This is a genomic window from Bifidobacterium sp. W8110 (assembly GCF_016101375.1).
Lineage (GTDB): Bacteria > Actinomycetota > Actinomycetes > Actinomycetales > Bifidobacteriaceae > Bombiscardovia > Bombiscardovia asteroides.
The window spans coordinates 590,693-606,921 of sequence record NZ_JACFQO010000002.1; the positions used below are offsets into that span (position 1 = coordinate 590,693).

At 64.0% G+C, this 16,229-nt stretch carries 13 protein-coding genes; 12 read left to right on the top strand and 1 reads right to left on the bottom strand.

Features of this window, described 5'->3' with window-relative positions:
• The first annotated feature begins 19 nt into the window (after window positions 1-19).
• The gene (locus H3T88_RS05445) at window positions 20-1,057 is read left to right on the top strand and encodes a prephenate dehydrogenase (RefSeq protein ID WP_198203931.1); all 1,038 of its coding nucleotides are present in this window, start codon (window positions 20-22) and stop codon (window positions 1,055-1,057) included.
• On the opposite strand, the gene H3T88_RS05450 is transcribed toward H3T88_RS05445, so the two are convergent.
• Window positions 1,047-1,319: a DUF6725 family protein gene (locus H3T88_RS05450; protein ID WP_198203829.1), complete on the bottom strand. Its 273-nt coding sequence runs from the start codon at window positions 1,317-1,319 to the stop codon at window positions 1,047-1,049. The genes H3T88_RS05445 and H3T88_RS05450 overlap by 11 nt on opposite strands.
• 84 nt (window positions 1,320-1,403) lie before the next feature.
• Here H3T88_RS05450 and H3T88_RS05455 point away from each other — a divergent pair, with 84 nt between their 5' ends.
• The 11 genes from H3T88_RS05455 to H3T88_RS05505 all read left to right on the top strand — a co-directional run bounded on the left by H3T88_RS05455 (window position 1,404) and on the right by H3T88_RS05505 (window position 16,141).
• Entirely contained in the window at window positions 1,404-2,369 is a 966-nt protein-coding gene (locus H3T88_RS05455; RefSeq protein ID WP_044090890.1) for a tyrosine recombinase XerC, read from the top strand.
• Window positions 2,370-2,538: 169 nt separating this feature from the next.
• Window positions 2,539-4,209 carry a peptide ABC transporter substrate-binding protein gene (locus H3T88_RS05460; RefSeq protein WP_198203830.1) on the top strand — a complete coding sequence of 557 codons (1,671 nt, stop codon included), beginning with the start codon at window positions 2,539-2,541 and terminating at the stop codon, window positions 4,207-4,209.
• A gap of 129 nt (window positions 4,210-4,338) precedes the next feature.
• A complete protein-coding gene (locus H3T88_RS05465) occupies window positions 4,339-6,000 on the top strand; it encodes a peptide ABC transporter substrate-binding protein (protein ID WP_198203831.1) in 1,662 nt (553 codons plus the stop codon).
• 190 nt (window positions 6,001-6,190) lie between these two features.
• Window positions 6,191-7,117 (top strand): ABC transporter permease, encoded by a 927-nt coding sequence (locus H3T88_RS05470; protein WP_015021632.1) that lies wholly within the window; start codon window positions 6,191-6,193, stop codon window positions 7,115-7,117.
• A gap of 31 nt (window positions 7,118-7,148) precedes the next feature.
• Complete coding sequence (locus tag H3T88_RS05475) at window positions 7,149-8,138, top strand: ABC transporter permease (RefSeq protein ID WP_181415592.1); 990 nt, start codon at window positions 7,149-7,151, stop codon at window positions 8,136-8,138.
• A gap of 11 nt (window positions 8,139-8,149) precedes the next feature.
• Window positions 8,150-10,147: a dipeptide ABC transporter ATP-binding protein gene (locus H3T88_RS05480; RefSeq protein WP_198203832.1), complete on the top strand. Its 1,998-nt coding sequence runs from the start codon at window positions 8,150-8,152 to the stop codon at window positions 10,145-10,147.
• A gap of 37 nt (window positions 10,148-10,184) precedes the next feature.
• A complete protein-coding gene (locus H3T88_RS05485) occupies window positions 10,185-11,042 on the top strand; it encodes a DUF3710 domain-containing protein (protein WP_198203833.1) in 858 nt (285 codons plus the stop codon).
• A 4-nt stretch (window positions 11,043-11,046) separates the two neighbouring features.
• On the top strand, window positions 11,047-11,733 hold the full coding sequence (locus H3T88_RS05490) for a DUF3159 domain-containing protein (RefSeq protein ID WP_198203834.1): 687 nt from the start codon (window positions 11,047-11,049) through the stop codon (window positions 11,731-11,733).
• The gene (locus H3T88_RS05495; protein ID WP_198203932.1) at window positions 11,726-13,012 is read left to right on the top strand and encodes a class I SAM-dependent RNA methyltransferase; all 1,287 of its coding nucleotides are present in this window, start codon (window positions 11,726-11,728) and stop codon (window positions 13,010-13,012) included. Before H3T88_RS05490 ends, H3T88_RS05495 begins: the two co-directional genes overlap by 8 nt.
• Window position 13,013: 1 nt before the next feature.
• The gene (locus H3T88_RS05500) at window positions 13,014-13,646 is read left to right on the top strand and encodes a hypothetical protein (RefSeq protein ID WP_198203835.1); all 633 of its coding nucleotides are present in this window, start codon (window positions 13,014-13,016) and stop codon (window positions 13,644-13,646) included.
• A complete protein-coding gene (locus H3T88_RS05505) occupies window positions 13,643-16,141 on the top strand; it encodes an HAD-IC family P-type ATPase (RefSeq protein WP_198203836.1) in 2,499 nt (832 codons plus the stop codon). The genes H3T88_RS05500 and H3T88_RS05505 overlap by 4 nt, the downstream gene beginning before the upstream one ends.
• Window positions 16,142-16,229: the final 88 nt, after the last annotated feature.

Here is a 16,229-nt window from a genome sequence, read left to right on the forward strand (position 1 = left end):
CATGCATCCAATGGCAGGCATGGCCGCCTCGCCGGTGCTGACCTCGGCCCACAAGATCGCTGTGGCGGGACTGGGTCTGATTGGCGGATCGCTGGCCCGACGCCTGGCCTCACGGGGCCGGTTCGTCATTGCATGGAATCATAATGACCGCCCTTATGAGCAGGCCCGCAGCCAGGGAATCCACTGCGTGGACACTCTGGAGGAGCTGGCGAAGGGAAAACCCGACGTCCTGGTGTTGGCCACCCCCCTGCGGGCCATGCCCGAAGTGCTCCAGGCCCTGGCACCGGTCCTGACCAGAGGCACCACCCTGACCGACGTAGGCAGCGTCAAGGGCCCGGTACGCCGGCAGGTCGAACAGGCCGGTCTGGTCGATCGTTATGTAGGCGCCCACCCCATGGCCGGCAGCGAAGGCTCAGGCTACGAGGACTCGGATCCGGCACTCTTGGAAGATGCCCTCTGGGCCCTCTGTGTCGATGAGCATACGGATTACAGCCGCTTCCTGACCGTGGCCGATATGGTCACCCAGGGGCTGGGAAACCGTCTGATTGCTATGGACGATGCCACTCATGACCGGGCCGCGGCACTGATCTCGCACATGCCCCATGTGGTGGCCACCGCCCTGGCCAACATGCTGACGAGGTCGCATGACCGCCGCGTGGCTTCGGCCCTGGCGGCCGGATCCTGGCGGGATATGACCCGTGTGGCCCTGACTGATCCGGAGCGGACCCGGGCCATGGTGGAGGAGAACGCCGACCAGGTGGCCGACCTTCTGGATGTCCTGGTCGAGGATCTGCAGGGCATGGCTTCCCTTTTACGGGACCAGGAGCCGGAGGCCGATGAAAAGCGTCGGGACTTCTTCCTCCAGGCGGACCCCTTCCGACGCTACAGGATTGCCCTGGCCGATCAGGAGCAGATTCCCTTCACAGACCTTGAATTGAATCCACAGGAGGGCAACTGGCGGCAGGAGTTGATGGATTCGGCCCTGCGCGGCGAGCAGGTCTCGGCCTTCCTGACCACCAGCTGTGCCCGGGTGCTGCACCCGCCGGTCATCGACTGAAATTGGGAGGGTCCGGTCGGGGCGAACGGCGTTCTGGGACCGGCTTCAGTGCCACCATGTCTTCTGCTTGCAGGGTCACGCGCTCCCCTGGACGTGATCCATTGGCCGCAGGGTCCCTGTCCAGAATCAGCCGCCGTCCGTTCCAGTCGACCACATGCCCTACGTAGTCGCGGAATTTGGGCCTTCCGTCTCCCGGGTCCGGTCCAAGGGCAATCCTGACCACCAGCCGTGCTCCGGCCGGTATGGTTGCTGGCAAACGCATGGCCATCCACCTCCTGTGTCAGTATCGCCTGCAGCTGCGACGAGGGTGAAAGCGCCTAGACTGTATTGCACATACTGCATGGAGATGCAAGGCAGCCAAGCGAAGGGAGTGCCCGCAGTGGACCAGGATTTGCAGGACTTCACCGACTATCTTTCCCGGGTGGCAGGCAAGAGTCCCAATACCGTCCGCTCCTACCGGGCCGATCTGGCGGGCTTTCTGCACCTGATGCATCTGCATGGCATCGATGACCCTGCGCAGATCGATCTGGCCACCATCAGGTCCTGGCTGGCTCACGAGGCCGCCACCCACGCCCGTTCGACCATGGCCCGGAAGACGGCCGCACTGAGGTCCTTCTTCGGATGGCTGAGTCAGCATGGTCGCATTAAGACGGACCCCACCCTGGCCCTGAGCAGTCCCAAGCAGTCCGAGCACCTTCCTCGGATCCTGACGCACGACCAGGCCCGCACCCTGATGGATACGGTCGACCAGGATCCGGTCGAGCCCCGGGAGGACGAGGATGTGCAGGCGGCCCTGCAGGTGCGGGACGCGGCCATGCTGGAGCTGCTGTATGCCACGGGCATGCGCGTGGCTGAGCTCTGCGGACTGGATCTGGATGACGTGAACCGACACAGCCGCACCGTAAAGGTTCTGGGCAAGGGTTCCAAGGAGCGGGTCCTGCCCTATGGCCTGCCTGCCGATCGTGCCCTGGATCGCTGGCTGGGGGAGGGACGTCCGGTCCTGGCGGGCTCAACGGCCAAATCAGCCCACAAAGCAGGTCAGGCCCTCTTCCTTGGTCAGCTGGGCGGCAGGGTTGGTCAGCGGCAGGTTCGCAAGGTGGTTCATCAGGCGGCTGGTCAGGCCGGTGTGCCAGACATCGCTCCCCATGCCCTGCGGCACTCTGCGGCCACACATATGCTGGATGGTGGAGCCGACCTTCGTGAGGTTCAGGAGATGCTGGGCCACTCCTCCCTGCGGACCACCCAGCGCTACACCCACGTCTCCATCGAGCAGCTGCGGGCACGGTACAGGCAGGCTTTTCCGCGGGCCTGAGACCGGCAAATGAGATGAGACTTGATTTACGAAACATCTTCGTACCAGAATATGGCGTATTGTGGCTTACACGTCAGCCAAGGGTTTTGAGGTTCGGTCATCCTGGTGTCCTTGGTGTTGTAGACGTGACGTTGACACTCAATAAATATTATAAGTAAAGGGAGCAGCAATGAAGAAGGATTCACAGCTTACGCTCGTATCCGCAACCATCTGCGCCTTGGCGCTTTTGGCCAGCGGCTGCGGCAGTGGTTCTGACACCAAGGGCGCCGAGCAATCGCCCAGCAGCCAGGCCGGCAACAATACCGTCGTTTCGATTCGTGGGTGCGAGCCGGCCAAGCCGCTCATTCCCAGCAATACTGTGGAGAGCTGCGGCGGGTCGATCGCAGACGCCATCAATTCCAAGCTGGTCCGCTTCGACGACCATGGCAAGGCCCACAATGATCTGGCCTCGGAGATCAAGGCCGATGACGACATGACCCAGTACAAGGTCACCCTGGCCGATGGACGCAAGTTCTCTGACGGCACACCCATCACGGCCAAGTCCTTCACCAAGGCATGGTCCTGGGCGGCCAATGTGAACAACGGCCAGCTGGGCTCCAGCTTCTTCGCCAACATCAAGGGTTATGACGATTTGCAGAAGGAGGGCGCGCCTGCCGATGGTCAGCTGTCCGGCCTGAAAGTAGTGAATGACAAGACCTTCACAGTGGATTTGACTTCGCCCTCCTCAACCTTCCCCATCCAGGTGGGCTATACCGCCTTCGCGCCGCTGCCCGAGTCCTTCTACAAGGACACCAAGGCCTACGGTGAGAACCCGGTCAGCTCGGGTCCCTACAAGTTCGATTCCTGGCAGCACAACACCATGGTCAAGCTCCGCAAGAACGCCTCCTACACGGGTGATGTCAAGATTCAGAACGGTGGCATTGACTACAGGATCTACACCGATGTCGCCTCGGCCTACGCCGATGTGCAAGCAGGCAACCTGGACGCGATCGATACCATCCCCACCTCGGCCCAGAAGACCTTCTTGAAAGACAGTCTGGTCAAGGGCTACAACGAGCCCGGCTCCGTCCTGCAGATGTTCACCATCCCCACAACCATGGAGCACTTCGGCCAGAACGAGGAGGGTCACCTGCGCCGTCAGGCCATCTCCATGGCTTTGGACCGCAAGATGCTGATCGACAAGGTCCTGGGTGGTCTGGGCGTGCAGCCCACCGACTTCACCGCGCCGACCATCCCTGGCTATGCCAAGAACCTCAAGGGTTCCGATAACTTGAAGTACGACGCCCAGAAGGCCAAGGACGCTTGGGCCAAGGCAGACGCCATCAGCAAGTGGCCGGCCGACAAGAGCTTCCAGCTGGTCTACAACGCCGATGGCGGTGCCAAGGACTTCTATGACGGCATGGCCAACTCCATCAAGAACACACTGGGGATCAATGCCGTGGCCACTCCTGTGCCCACCTTCAGCGAGTTCCGAGGCAACGTCAACAAGCGCGCCTACAAGGATGCGGCCTTCCGGTCGGCCTGGTCGCCCGACTACCCCTCTCCTGAGAGCTACCTGCTGAGCAACTTCGCCAGCTCGGCGGCCGATGGCAATGGGTCCAACGACGGCGATTACAAGAACCCCAAGTTCGACGACCTGCTGAAGCAGGCTGCCAAGGCCAAGAACACCGACGAGGCCAACAAGCTTTTCCAGCAGGCCGAGGAGATTCTCCTGCAGGACATGCCTGCGGTTCCGCTCTACTACTCCAACAACAAGGGGGCGTCAGCCAAGAACGTGCAGGGATTGGCCATTCGCTGGGACGGCCATGCGAACCTGGCGGAGTTGTCCAAGCAGAAGTGATGATTGTGCCGGAAACGGCATAATCCGTCGTCGCCGACCCGGCCGGATCCGCAGCAAAGCGGATTCGTGCCCGGGTCTTATGTACTGGCGGCGGATTTGGGAAACCAACCAAAGGAAAGAGCAGTATATATGAAGAAGCAATCGGCCCTGACCATTGCTGGCGCCGGACTCTGCGTCATGGCGCTCACGCTTGGCGCCTGCGGCGGATCCGGCGGATCCGACTCCTCAGCCAAGGGGACCAACGGCGGCAGCTCGGATGCCATCATCTCGGTCTTCAACCCGGAGCCGGCCAATCCACTCATCCCCAGCATGACCAACGAGGTGGGTGGCGGCAACCCCATCGATGTCATGTTCTCCAAGCTGGTCCGCTTCGATGACAAGGGCAAACCGGCCAATGAGATCGCCAAGCAGATCAAGGCCAACGAGGACAACACCCAATACACCGTGACCATCAATGACGGTTGGAAGTTCTCGGACGGCACCCCGGTTACCGCACAGTCCTTCACCAAGGCCTGGTCCTGGGCATCCAGCATCGCCAACAAGCAGCTGGGCTCCAGCTTCTTCGCCAACATCAAGGGCTATGACGACCTGCAGAAGGAGGGCACCCCCAGCGATGCCCAGTTGTCTGGCCTCAAGGTCATCGACGACAAGACCTTCACCGTGGACCTGACCTCGCCCTCCTCAACCTTCCCCATCCAGGTGGGCTATACCGCCTTCGCGCCGCTGCCCGAGTCCTTCTACAAGGACACCAAGGCCTTCGGCGAAAAGCCGGTGACCGTGGGACCTTACAAGTTCCAGTCCTGGGAGCACAACAAGTCCATCAAGCTGGTCAAGGATCCTTCCTACAAGGGCGGGGTCAAGGTCAAGAACGGCGGTGTTGAGTTCCGCGCTTACACCGATGCCACCGCGGCTTACCGCGACGTGCAGGCCGGCAACCTGGATGTGCTGGACACCCTTCCTGCCTCGGCTCGCAAGACCTTCCAGACCGACAGCACGGTCCAGGCCATCAACGACCCGGGCTCGGTCATCCAGATGTTCACCATCCCCACCTACATGAAGCACTTCGGCCAGGATCAGGAGGGCAAGCTCCGTCGCCAGGCCATTTCCATGGCCATCGACCGGCCGACCATCATCAAGAAGGTGCTGTCCGGAACCGCCAAGGAGGTCCACGACTTCACCGCCCCGGTCATCCCCGGCTATTCAACCAGCATCAAGGGATCCGACGTGCTCAAGTACGATCCGTCCAAGGCCAAGGAGCTCTGGGCCGAGGCCAACAAGATCTCCCCCTGGGGCGAGGGCGACACCTTCAAGGTCGCATACAACGCCGATGGCGCCCACAAGGAGATCTACGACGCCGTCACCAACTCGATCAAGAACGCCCTGGGCATCCAGGCTGCGGGCAACCCTCTGCCCACCTTCAGCGAGTTCCGTTCCAACGTGCAGAACCGCAAGTTCACCGACTCGGCCTTCCGTTCCGGTTGGCAGCCTGACTACCCGTCGCCTGAGAGCTACCTGTCCAGCAACTTCGCCAGCTCGGCGGCAGATGGCAACGGGTCCAACGACGGTGACTACAAGAACCCCGAGTTCGACGAACTGATGGACAAGGCGGCCTCCGCCAAGAACATTGACGAGGCCAACAAGATCTACCAGCAGTCCGAGGAGCTGCTCTTCCGCGACCTGCCCGCAGTCCCGCTCTACTACCAGAACTCCAACGGCGTGGCAGCCAAGAACATCAAGGGATTCTCCTTCACCTGGAAGGGAACCCCCGCCTACTACAACCTCAGCAAGTGAGGTGACGGGAGTCTGAATCCCGCACCTTGAAACTGACACCGCCCGGGCCGGCGCGGGAGGATTTACCCCGCGTCGGCCTTGGTGTTCTTGCACCCCTGTTGAGGTGTGCTGGTAGACTCAAACAAGAATTTTTGCGGCGGCCCCGATCCCCATGCCGATCCCGGTCGCGGATGACAAAGGAGAATAGCCGATGGGAAAATATCTTCTGCGACGTATTCTGCAGATGATCCCCGTCGTTCTCGGTACGACACTGCTGATATACGCGCTGGTCTTCGCGCTTCCTGGCGACCCTGTGGCCGCTATGTTCGGGGACAAGCCGGTCAACCAGGCCGTTGCCGCACAGATACGTTCGGAATACAATCTCGACAAACCTTTCATCGTGCAGTATGTGCTCTTCCTGAAGAACGCGCTTACCCTGAACTTCGGCAACACCTTCGCCGGACAGCCCGTGATCAGCGTAATCGGCAGGGCCTTCCCGGTGACCATCAAGCTGGCCCTGATGGCCTTCGTCTTCGAAGGCATCTTCGGTGTGATCTTCGGCATCATCGGCGGCCTGACCAAGGGCAAGTGGTCGGACAACATCATCCTGGTTCTCTCCCTGCTGCTGATTTCGGTGCCTACCTTCGTCACCGGCTTCATCCTGCAGTATCTGTTCGGCGTCAAATGGCATCTGCTGCCGGCCACGGCCGGAGCCAATCCGGGCTTCATCGATCTGCTTATGCCGGCCGTCGTGCTGGGGTCGGTTTCCATGGCCTCCATCATCCGACTGACAAGGACGGAGATCACCTCCAACATCTCCGAGGATTACGTGCGAACGGCCCGGGCCAAGGGCATGAGCAACCGGTCCGTCATCGTGCGGCACGTGCTGCGCAACTCCCTGATCCCCGTGGTCACCTACCTGGGCGCCGACATCGGCGGACTCATGGGCGGGGCCATGATCACCGAGCGCATCTTCAACATCCAGGGCGTGGGCAACACCCTCTACCAGGCCATCCTGAGGGGCGAAGGCACCCTGGTGGTCTCCATCGTGACCATTCTGGTCCTGATCTTCGTCATAACCAGCCTCCTGGTCGACCTGCTCTACGCAGTGCTCGATCCGCGAATCCGGTATGCGTGAGGGAGAGGGACCGACTATGAGTGAAACGGCAATGAACGAGTCAAGCGAACAGAACGAAAGCCAGGCCCGCGTATACTTCCCCGACCCCTTGCCGGGGCAGGAGCGGTTTGTGGCCCCCATCGACGAGACGCCCCTGCGTGAGGTGGACTCGGTGGATGAGGACGTGCCGCCTACCAGCATGTGGGCCGACGCCTGGAAGACCCTGAGGCGCAACCCGCTCTTCATCATCTCCGCAATCCTGGCGATCGTGGTTATCCTGGTGGCCCTCTTCCCCGACCTCTTCGCCAAACAGGACCCCATGGCCTGCAACCTGTCCAACTCTGTGGAGCCAGGTCGTCCGGGGCACCCCTTCGGCTTCGACCTGCAGGGCTGCGACGTCTACAGCCGCGTCATCCATGGGGCCCGAACCTCGGTGGCCATCGGCATCATGACCACCATCCTGGTCACCGTCTTCGGCGGACTCATCGGCGCAATCGCTGGATTCTTCGGGGGCTGGGTTGACGCAGTGCTCAGCCGCATCACCGACATCTTCTTCGCCATCCCCATGATCCTGGGTGCCATTGTGCTACTGCAGATGTTCCGTACCTCCACCTCACTGTGGAAGATCATCCTGACCCTGACCCTCTTCGGCTGGGTCAACATGGCGCGTATCACCCGAAGCGCCGTCCTGGAGGCCAAAAACCTGGAATTCAATACCGCATCCACGGCCCTGGGCTCCACGCCTCTGCGCAACCTTTTCCGGCATATCCTGCCCAACTCACTTGCCCCGGTCATCGTCATGGCCACCATGTCGCTGGGCAGCTACATCGTCTCTGAGGCCACTCTGAGCTTCCTGGGCATCGGTCTGCCCTCCACCGTGGTCTCCTGGGGCGGGGACATCTCGACGGCCCAGAGCCTCCTGACCACCAATCCCTCGGTCCTCTTCTATCCCTCCGCAGCCCTGGCCATCACCGTGCTGGCCTTCATCATGATGGGTGACGCGGTCAAGGATGCATTGGATCCCAAGAGCAGAACGGCCTGAGTGGAGGAAGCATGACTGAAGCAGACAAGAATACGACCACCAATCAGGAGAATCAGCCCCTGCTCGACGTGCGGGACCTGCAGGTGGACTTCACCGCCGATGGGCGCACCGTCCATGCGGTTCGCAAGGCCTCCTTCAACGTCTACCCCGGCCAGTGGGTGGCCATCGTGGGGGAGTCAGGCTCCGGCAAGTCCACCTCTGCCATGGCTGTGCTGGGCCTTCTGCCCGGCACCGGCAAGGTGACCGGCGGCAGCATCCGGCTCAATGGCCGCGAGCTGGTGGGTCTGAACCGCAAGGACTATGAGGCGCTGCGCGGATCCCAGGTGGGCCTGGTCCCGCAGGACCCCATGAGCAACCTGAACCCGGTCTGGCGCATCGGCTCCCAGGTCAAGGAGGCGCTGACCGCCAACCACATGGATGTCTCCCGGGAGAAGCGCTCCCGGCTGGCCAAGGCCTTGGCTGGCGACGAAGAGGTGAAGGTAAAGAAGTCCGACGACGAGCTCTTCATCTCCTCCAAGGACCTGCCCGGTCTGCTCGAGGCTGCCCGTCAGGCACTGAGTGATGCCGGGGTCGCCGACGTGGACAAGACCATGGAGGCCATGAAGTCCGAGTGGGATGTGGGCTCCGAGACCCGCTGGGGCGTGGCCAAATCCCTGATCGACGCCGGTGTGAATGACGACACAGCCTGGACGCTGGCCAAGGAGCATGTGACCGGCTCGGACATGAACGACCGCATCGCCGGCCTGCTTTCGGAGGCCGGGCTGCCCGAGGCCGCCACCAGGGCCCGGCAGTATCCGCATGAGTTCTCCGGCGGCATGCGCCAGCGCGCCCTGATCGCCATCGGCCTGGCTTCCCGTCCCGACCTGCTGATTGCGGATGAACCCACCAGCGCTCTGGATGTGACCGTCCAGAAGCGGATTCTGGACCACCTGCGCAGCCTGACCGAATCCCTGGGCACCGCCGTGCTCTTCATCACCCACGACCTGGGCCTGGCAGCCGAACGCGCCCAGCACATCGTGGTCATGTACCGGGGCCAGGTGGTGGAGTCCGGACCCAGCCTGGAGGTTCTGCAACACCCCCAGCACCCATACACCAAGCGGCTGGTCCAGGCTGCGCCCTCACTGGCCTCCCAGCGCATCATCTCCGCCAAGCAGCGCGGCCAGGATGCCGAGGGACTGCTGGAGCACCACGTCAAGGGCGAGAGCACCCTGGAGCGCAGCGAGCACGTCATCACCGTGGAGCACCTGACCCGCGAGTTCAGGCTGCCGCGCCGTAAGGAGATGTTCAAGGCAGTGGACGACGTCTCCTTCTCGGTCAAGCGGGGGACCACCCTGGCCATCGTGGGGGAGTCCGGCTCCGGCAAATCCACCGTGGCCAACATGGTTCTGCACCTGCTCAAACCCACCTCGGGCCGGGTGACCTACGAGGGCCAGGACATCGCCGACTTCGGCAGCCGTCAGCTCATGGAATTCCGGCGGCACGTCCAGCCGGTCTTCCAGAACCCCTATGGCTCCCTGGACCCCATGTACTCCATCTACCGCTCCATTGAGGAGCCCCTGCGCATCCACAAGATCGGCAACGCCAAGTCCCGGCAGAGGAGGGTCAAGGAGTTGCTGGACATGGTGGAGATGCCCGAGTCGGTCATGGGGCGTTACCCCAACGAGCTCTCCGGAGGCCAGCGTCAGCGCATCGCCATCGCCCGGGCCATGGCCCTGAATCCGGATGTGATCATCTGCGACGAGGCTGTCTCCGCCCTGGACGTGCTGGTCCAGGACCAGGTGCTGCGGCTGCTCAACGACCTGCAGGCCGAGCAAGGGCTGAGCTACCTGTTCATCACCCACGACCTGGCCGTGGTCAGGCAGATCGCCGATGAGGTGGTGGTCATGCAGCACGGCCGGCTGGTGGAGCACGCGACCACCGACGAGGTCTTCGACCATCCGCAGCGCCAGTACACCAAGGACCTGCTGGACGCCATCCCCGGCGGCAAGCTGCGCCTGGGTCTTGACTAAGTATCCTTTGCACAGACTCACAAGGAAATGAGGCATCATGGGATTGTTCGGTTTCGGCAGGAAACGCGCCAAGCGACAGGCCGAGGAGGATGTCGAGGATCAGAAGGACCAGTCCAAGGAGCTCGACGAGTCCAGGGACGCTGAGGAGTCCACAGAGAAACCCGACCAGACCTCACAAACCTCTCAGGCCGACGGTGATGAGACGGCTGCGGGGCGGGACGAAGCCGAGCAGAGCGGGAAAGGCCCCTGGGACAGTACGGATCCCGAGGCCCCCGACACCGATGAGTACCTGGACATCGGCGCCCTGATGCTGCCCTTCCTGCAGGGCAGTGAGTTGAGGCTCAAGGCCAACTCGCAGACCGGCGACGTGCTGGGGGCCACCATCACCTACAAGTCCTCCAGTCTGGAGCTGGAGCCCTTCGCGGCCCCCAAGTCCCTGGGCCTGTGGGACGAGGTCCGGGCTGACCTGCTCAAGGCCAACCCCTCCTGCAAGGAGGTGGACGGCGTCTTCGGCAAGGAGCTGACCCTGCCTGTCAAGGTAAAGGGCAAGAACCTGCTGACCCGGGTGGTGGGCGTCGACGGACCCCGCTGGATGCTGCGAGGCATCTTCTCCGGCCCTGCGGCCAAGGGCGGCAAGGAGAAGGATGTCCTCGACGGCTACCTGGCCGACATGGTGGTTGTCCGCGGCGATGAGCCCCTGGCCCCTCGTGACCTGGTTCCTATGCATGCGCCCATCACCCCCAATCAGCGCCGAGGAGATGCCGAAGACTCGAAGTCCAAGGACGACGAGAGTGCGCAGATTCCTGGCAAGCCGGAGGGTCCCTTCGACTCGGACCAGCAGACCGAGGTGAAGACCACACTGTCTCGCGGACCCATGTTCTCGGAGGTTCGCTGAGGCTGTGAAGCAGAAGCATTCCGGGCTGGCTGCGCTGGCTGACGACGATTTCTCCGTCATGGAGGCCATCGGCGGATGGCGGGGGATCGTCGAGTCCCTGCTGCCAGGGCTGGTATTTCTGGTTTTCTTCCTGGTGACCGGCCGACTGGGCCTGACCGTGGTGGTTTCGGCGGCCCTGGCCATTGTGCAGCTCCTGATTCGCCTGGTCCAGCGGCAGTCCTTTTTGGGGGCGCTGACCGGTCTGCTTTCGGTGGGCATCTGCCTGGTGGCCGCATGGTTGACCCGGGATGCCCGCAACTATTACCTGCCAGGATTTTTGACCAACGGTTTCTGGATCATCGTTCTTGGGGCATCGTTGCTTGCCCGGATGCCCGGCATAGGCCTGCTGGTGGAGTACCTGCGCCGACCCGTCGTCTCAGGCTGGAGGCCGTGGCTGGCCTCCTGGCGTGGCGAGCCGGAACTGGTACGGGCCTATACCCAGGCCACCCTGGTCTGGATTGCCGTCTTTGCGTTGCGCCTGCTGATTCAGGTGCCGCTCTATCTGACTGGTTCCGTGGGGTTTCTTGGCGCTGCACGCCTGATTCTGGGCCTGCCCCTGTTTGCCTTGGGCATCTGGGTCAGCTGGCTGCTGATCGGTGGCCCCTACCATCGTCGCCAGGCCGACCAGGAGGTTCATGCCGATCATGACTGAGACCAGGGTTCGTCTGCGCATCGAACGTTATGCCGACCAGGGCCGTTGCGTGGGTCACCTGGAGGACGGTCGGGTGGTCTTTGTCCGCTTTGCCCTGCCCGGGGAGCTGGTAGAGGTCCTCCTAGACGAGCCTCACGGCCGGGCAGGCAGATTCGCCACGGGCGAGGTCACCCAGGTGCTGGAGGCCAGCCCTGACCGCCGTGACCCCGTCTGGCCCTTGGCTGGCCCGCTTGCCTGGGGAGGTGGACTGGGCGGCGCCGATCTGATTCACGTGAGCCTGCCCGGTCAGCTGGCCTGGAAGGCCGATCTGATCGGTCAGCAGATGGCCCGTATGGGCGGGGTGGATGTCCAAGTGCCGGTGGTCCGTGTTCCGGGCGATGAGGAGCTGGGCGGCCTGCACTGGAGGACCCGAATCGAGCTGGTGGCCGACGACCAGGGGCGCCCTTCCATGCGCCGTCGGGGTTCGCATGACCGTCTGCCGATTCAGACCATGCCCTTGGCTACCCAGGAGCTGCTGGACCTGGCCGACGAACTGGGCATCTGGGAGGGCGGCCTGCCTGCTGGTGCCCGCATACGCCTGGCTGTGCCCCAGCCGCGCGATGGGGGACCGGTCGACGACAACTTCGCCCTGCTGGTGGATGGTCGCCTGGGCAAGGGGAGCCGCCTGCTGACGGAGCGGTTGGAGGCCGGAGCAGGACCTGAATACCAGGTTCGGGCTGACGGATTCTGGCAGGTCCACCGCCAGGCACCGGTCGTGCTGACCAAGGCGGTTCTGGACCAGGCCAGGCAGGCCTTGGATAGGGTTGCCGAACCGGTCATCTGGGACCTCTACTGCGGGTCAGGGCTCTTCACCCTGCCGCTGGCCGCTCTGGCCGACGGACGGGCCCGGCTCCTGGCTGTGGAGGGATCCGCTGGAGCCATTGCCAGCGCGAAACGCAACGTGAAGCAGGCCGGACTGGACCGGGTGGTCCTGCGTCGTGGAGACGTGGCCAAGGTCCTGGCTGGCGGTGCGCCCAAGGGGCTGGGCCATCCCAACCTGATCCTGCTGGATCCGCCCAGGGCCGGCGCCAAGGCTCAAGTCTGCCGACTGCTGGCTGCCAGCGGGGCGCAGACCATCATCTATGTGGCCTGCGACCCGACCAGCCTGGCCAGGGATACAGGCACCCTGATCTCCCTGGGCTACAGCCCCAGGCATCTTGAGGCCTTTGACATCTACCCAATGACCCACCATGTGGAGACTGTGGCTGTCTTCACCCGCACGGCGGGAAGGCAGCGCTGACATGAGCCGCGCCGGGCGGATCGTGGCAGTGGTCAGGCGGCTGGCGGGTCTACTGCTGGCGGTCGCTCTGCTGGCAGGCCTGCCCATGCTGACCGGCTGCGCCCCCAAGGACAGGGCCGTGGGCGACTCCTGGCATGAGGGCACCGTGCCTCATGATGGCGTGGATCGCTCCGACACGCTCGTGGCTTTGATTGGATGCCCGCAGAAGGATGACAAGGACCCGGATACCGGTCTTGACAGCCGTATCCTGGCCTCGTTGCAGGCGCAGCGCATGAAGGGCTATTTCTCCTCCGCGCAGTCCACCGGCGATCAACAGGATGGGGTGCAGGATGCCATCAACCGCGGGGTCAGTCTGATTCTGATTCGCCGACCCGGAGCCGGCGACTGGACCCCTGCCTTGAAGGCAGCCCGGAAGGCGGGCATCCCTGTGGTAGAGTTCGCTCAAAGCGCCAAGGCTTGGACCCCTGACCCGGGTAGGCTCTACTATGCGGCTACGGTCCACCCGGTCGATCCTGCCGGGAATCCACATGCGCCCTTGCTGGCCGACGCCCTGCAGACCATTGTGGACGACGGACCGCATGCAAGGATCATGGCCGTGCGCCTGAGCGCCGACCGAGAGGGGGGCCAAGGATGAGCACAGGCAATGAGCAAGAGCCGACTACGGGCACAACGGCGGACACAGGCTTTCCGGAGACCGACAGGCCGGGGCTGAGCCCCCAGGAGGTGGAGCGGCTGAAGGCCCAGGGCCTGGTCAACGTCTCCCAGGACCAAACCTCCCGCAGCCTGGGCCAGATCATCCGCGACAACGTCTTCACCCTCTTCAACGGAATCATCCTGACCGCCATGGTGGTGGTCCTGCTGACCGGCCAGTGGAAGGACGCGGTCTTCGGCCTGGTCATCATCATCAACACCGGCATCGGCGTGGCCACCGAGCTCAAGGCCAAGCACACCCTGGACGGGCTGTCCATCCTGGTGGCCTCCGACTATACGGTGCGCAGGGATGGGCGCAACCTGACCGTGCCCCACGATGCCATCGTCAAGGGGGACCTGCTCTGGATCCGCTCCGGGGACCAGGTGCCCGCCGATGCGAAGATCATCGACACCTACGGCCTGGAGCTGGACGAGTCCATGCTGACCGGCGAGTCGCGCACGGTCAAGCACAAGCCGGGCGACCAGGTCTACTCGGGCTCCACGGCCGTCTCGGGCATGGCCCTGGCCCAGGTGACCGCCGTGGGCGCCGACTCCTACGCCGCCACGCTGACGGCCAAGGCCAAGGTCTACAAGAAGGTCCGCTCCGACCTGAACGAGGGCATCAACACCATCCTCAAGGTCATGACCGTGGTGGTCATTCCCCTCTGCCTACTGCTCATCTTCACGCAGATGCGGACCGTGGGCGGCTTCCAGACTGCCCTGGCCACTGGAGCCTGGCGGCAGGCCGTGGTGTCTGCCGTGGCCGGGGTCGTGGGCATGATCCCCGAGGGTCTGGTCCTCTTGACCTCCTTGAACTTCGCCCTGGCCGCCATCCGCCTGGCCCGGCATCAAACGTTGGTCCAGCAGATGGAGTCCGTGGAGACCCTGGCCCGGGTGGATGCCCTGAACCTGGACAAGACCGGTACCATCACCGACGGGGGCATCGTCTACGACGACCTGCACCCGTTGGCCGAGGATCTGCCGGCCCAGCAGCTGCGGCAGGCCCTGGTGGACGTCTGCGCGGAGGAGAGCCCCAACGCCACCGGCCGTGCCATCCTCAAGGGGATGGACGACCTGCACCCGGGCAGGGCCGTCAGCCGCCTGCCCTTCTCCTCGGCCCGCAAGTGGAGCGCCGTGGCCGACCAGTCCGGCAGAATCTGGTACTTCGGTGCCCCGGAGATGCTCCTGGCACCCCAGGCGGGCAGCTGGCCCCAGGTGGACCAGCAGGTGGCCGACCTGGCCGACCGCGGCTACCGGGTGCTGATGCTGGCCGCCCCCGGCGGGTACCCGGGCACCGACCAGCCTGACTACTTCACCAGCAGTCCCGACCTGCCCGGGAACCTGAAGCCCCTGGCCCTGATCACCTGCTCGGAGCACATCCGCGACGACGCTGCCGAGACCCTGGCCTGGTTTCGCCAGCAGGGCGTGCGCTGCCGGGTCATTTCGGGCGACAACCCGGCCACGGTGGCGGCCATCGCCACCAAGGTGGGCCTGACCGGCGACCGGGCGCCCCGGGCTATGGATGCCCGGCAGCTGCCCAAGGACACGGCAGCCCTGGCCGAGGTGCTGGAGGACGTGGACGTGCTGGGCCGGGTCCTGCCCGACCAGAAGAAGGCCATCGTCCAGGCCCTGCACCTGAAGGGCCACACGGTGGCCATGACCGGCGACGGGGTCAACGATTCCCTGGCCCTGAAGGAGGCGGACCTGGGCATCGCCATGGGCAATGCGGCGGCCGCCACCAAGGCCGTGGCCCAGCTGGTCCTGGTGGATTCGCGCTTCTCCCACCTGCCCGACGTGGTGGCCCGTGGCCGGCAGGTCATGGCCAACATGGAGCGTGTGGCCGGCCTCTTCCTGGTCAAGACCGTCTACTCGGCCCTGATCTCCCTGGGCGTGGTCCTGACCGGCATCCCCTTCCCCTACCTGCCCCGGCACATCACCTACATCGGCGCCCTGACCATCGGCACGCCGGCCTTCTTCCTGGCGCTGGCCCCCAACACCAGGCGCTACCGGCCCGGCTTCCTCAAGCGTGTGGTCACCTTCGCCCTGCCCTCGGGCTTCGCCACTGCTTTGATTGTGCTGGCGGCGGCCTGGAGCCTTCCCGGCCTGTTGGGCCTGAACCTGGCCCGGCCCGGAGACCTGGGGCGCTGGCGGTCGGTCTGCGCCATCGTCCTCTTCTGCATGGGCGTGCTGGTCCTGACACAGGTGGCCCGGCCCCTGCGCTCCTGGAGGGGCCTGCTGGTCCTCTTCTTCGCCGCAGCTGGGGTGATCGGGGCCCTGATTCCCTTGGTGGCGCGGTTCTTCGCCATCAGCCTGCCCTCCGGTCCGGCCCTGGCCGCCACCGTGGCCTTCGCCCTGGTCGGAGCCCTGCTCATGGTCCTGGCCGTCCTGGGCTATCCAGCATGCGCACGTTACATCCATCAGGTAACACATCGGGGCTAAGAGTGGAACCTAAAAAGCACAGATAGCGTCACTGACGGCCTGGGGTCCTCCCGCCGCCGGTCCACATGGGCGCAAGGGCAGTGCCTGA

What these genes read in the sequence shown, in the direction of transcription:
- H3T88_RS05445 (WP_198203931.1), top strand. Translation starts at nt 20, where the DNA reads ATGGCCGCCTCGCCGGTGCTGACCTCGGCCCACAAGATCGCTGTGGCG.
- H3T88_RS05450 (WP_198203829.1), bottom strand. Translation starts at nt 1,319, where the DNA reads ATGCGTTTGCCAGCAACCATACCGGCCGGAGCACGGCTGGTGGTCAGG.
- H3T88_RS05455 (WP_044090890.1), top strand. Translation starts at nt 1,404, where the DNA reads ATGCAAGGCAGCCAAGCGAAGGGAGTGCCCGCAGTGGACCAGGATTTG.
- H3T88_RS05460 (WP_198203830.1), top strand. Translation starts at nt 2,539, where the DNA reads ATGAAGAAGGATTCACAGCTTACGCTCGTATCCGCAACCATCTGCGCC.
- H3T88_RS05465 (WP_198203831.1), top strand. Translation starts at nt 4,339, where the DNA reads ATGAAGAAGCAATCGGCCCTGACCATTGCTGGCGCCGGACTCTGCGTC.
- H3T88_RS05470 (WP_015021632.1), top strand. Translation starts at nt 6,191, where the DNA reads ATGGGAAAATATCTTCTGCGACGTATTCTGCAGATGATCCCCGTCGTT.
- H3T88_RS05475 (WP_181415592.1), top strand. Translation starts at nt 7,149, where the DNA reads ATGAACGAGTCAAGCGAACAGAACGAAAGCCAGGCCCGCGTATACTTC.
- H3T88_RS05480 (WP_198203832.1), top strand. Translation starts at nt 8,150, where the DNA reads ATGACTGAAGCAGACAAGAATACGACCACCAATCAGGAGAATCAGCCC.
- H3T88_RS05485 (WP_198203833.1), top strand. Translation starts at nt 10,185, where the DNA reads ATGGGATTGTTCGGTTTCGGCAGGAAACGCGCCAAGCGACAGGCCGAG.
- H3T88_RS05495 (WP_198203932.1), top strand. Translation starts at nt 11,726, where the DNA reads ATGACTGAGACCAGGGTTCGTCTGCGCATCGAACGTTATGCCGACCAG.
- H3T88_RS05500 (WP_198203835.1), top strand. Translation starts at nt 13,014, where the DNA reads ATGAGCCGCGCCGGGCGGATCGTGGCAGTGGTCAGGCGGCTGGCGGGT.
- H3T88_RS05505 (WP_198203836.1), top strand. Translation starts at nt 13,643, where the DNA reads ATGAGCACAGGCAATGAGCAAGAGCCGACTACGGGCACAACGGCGGAC.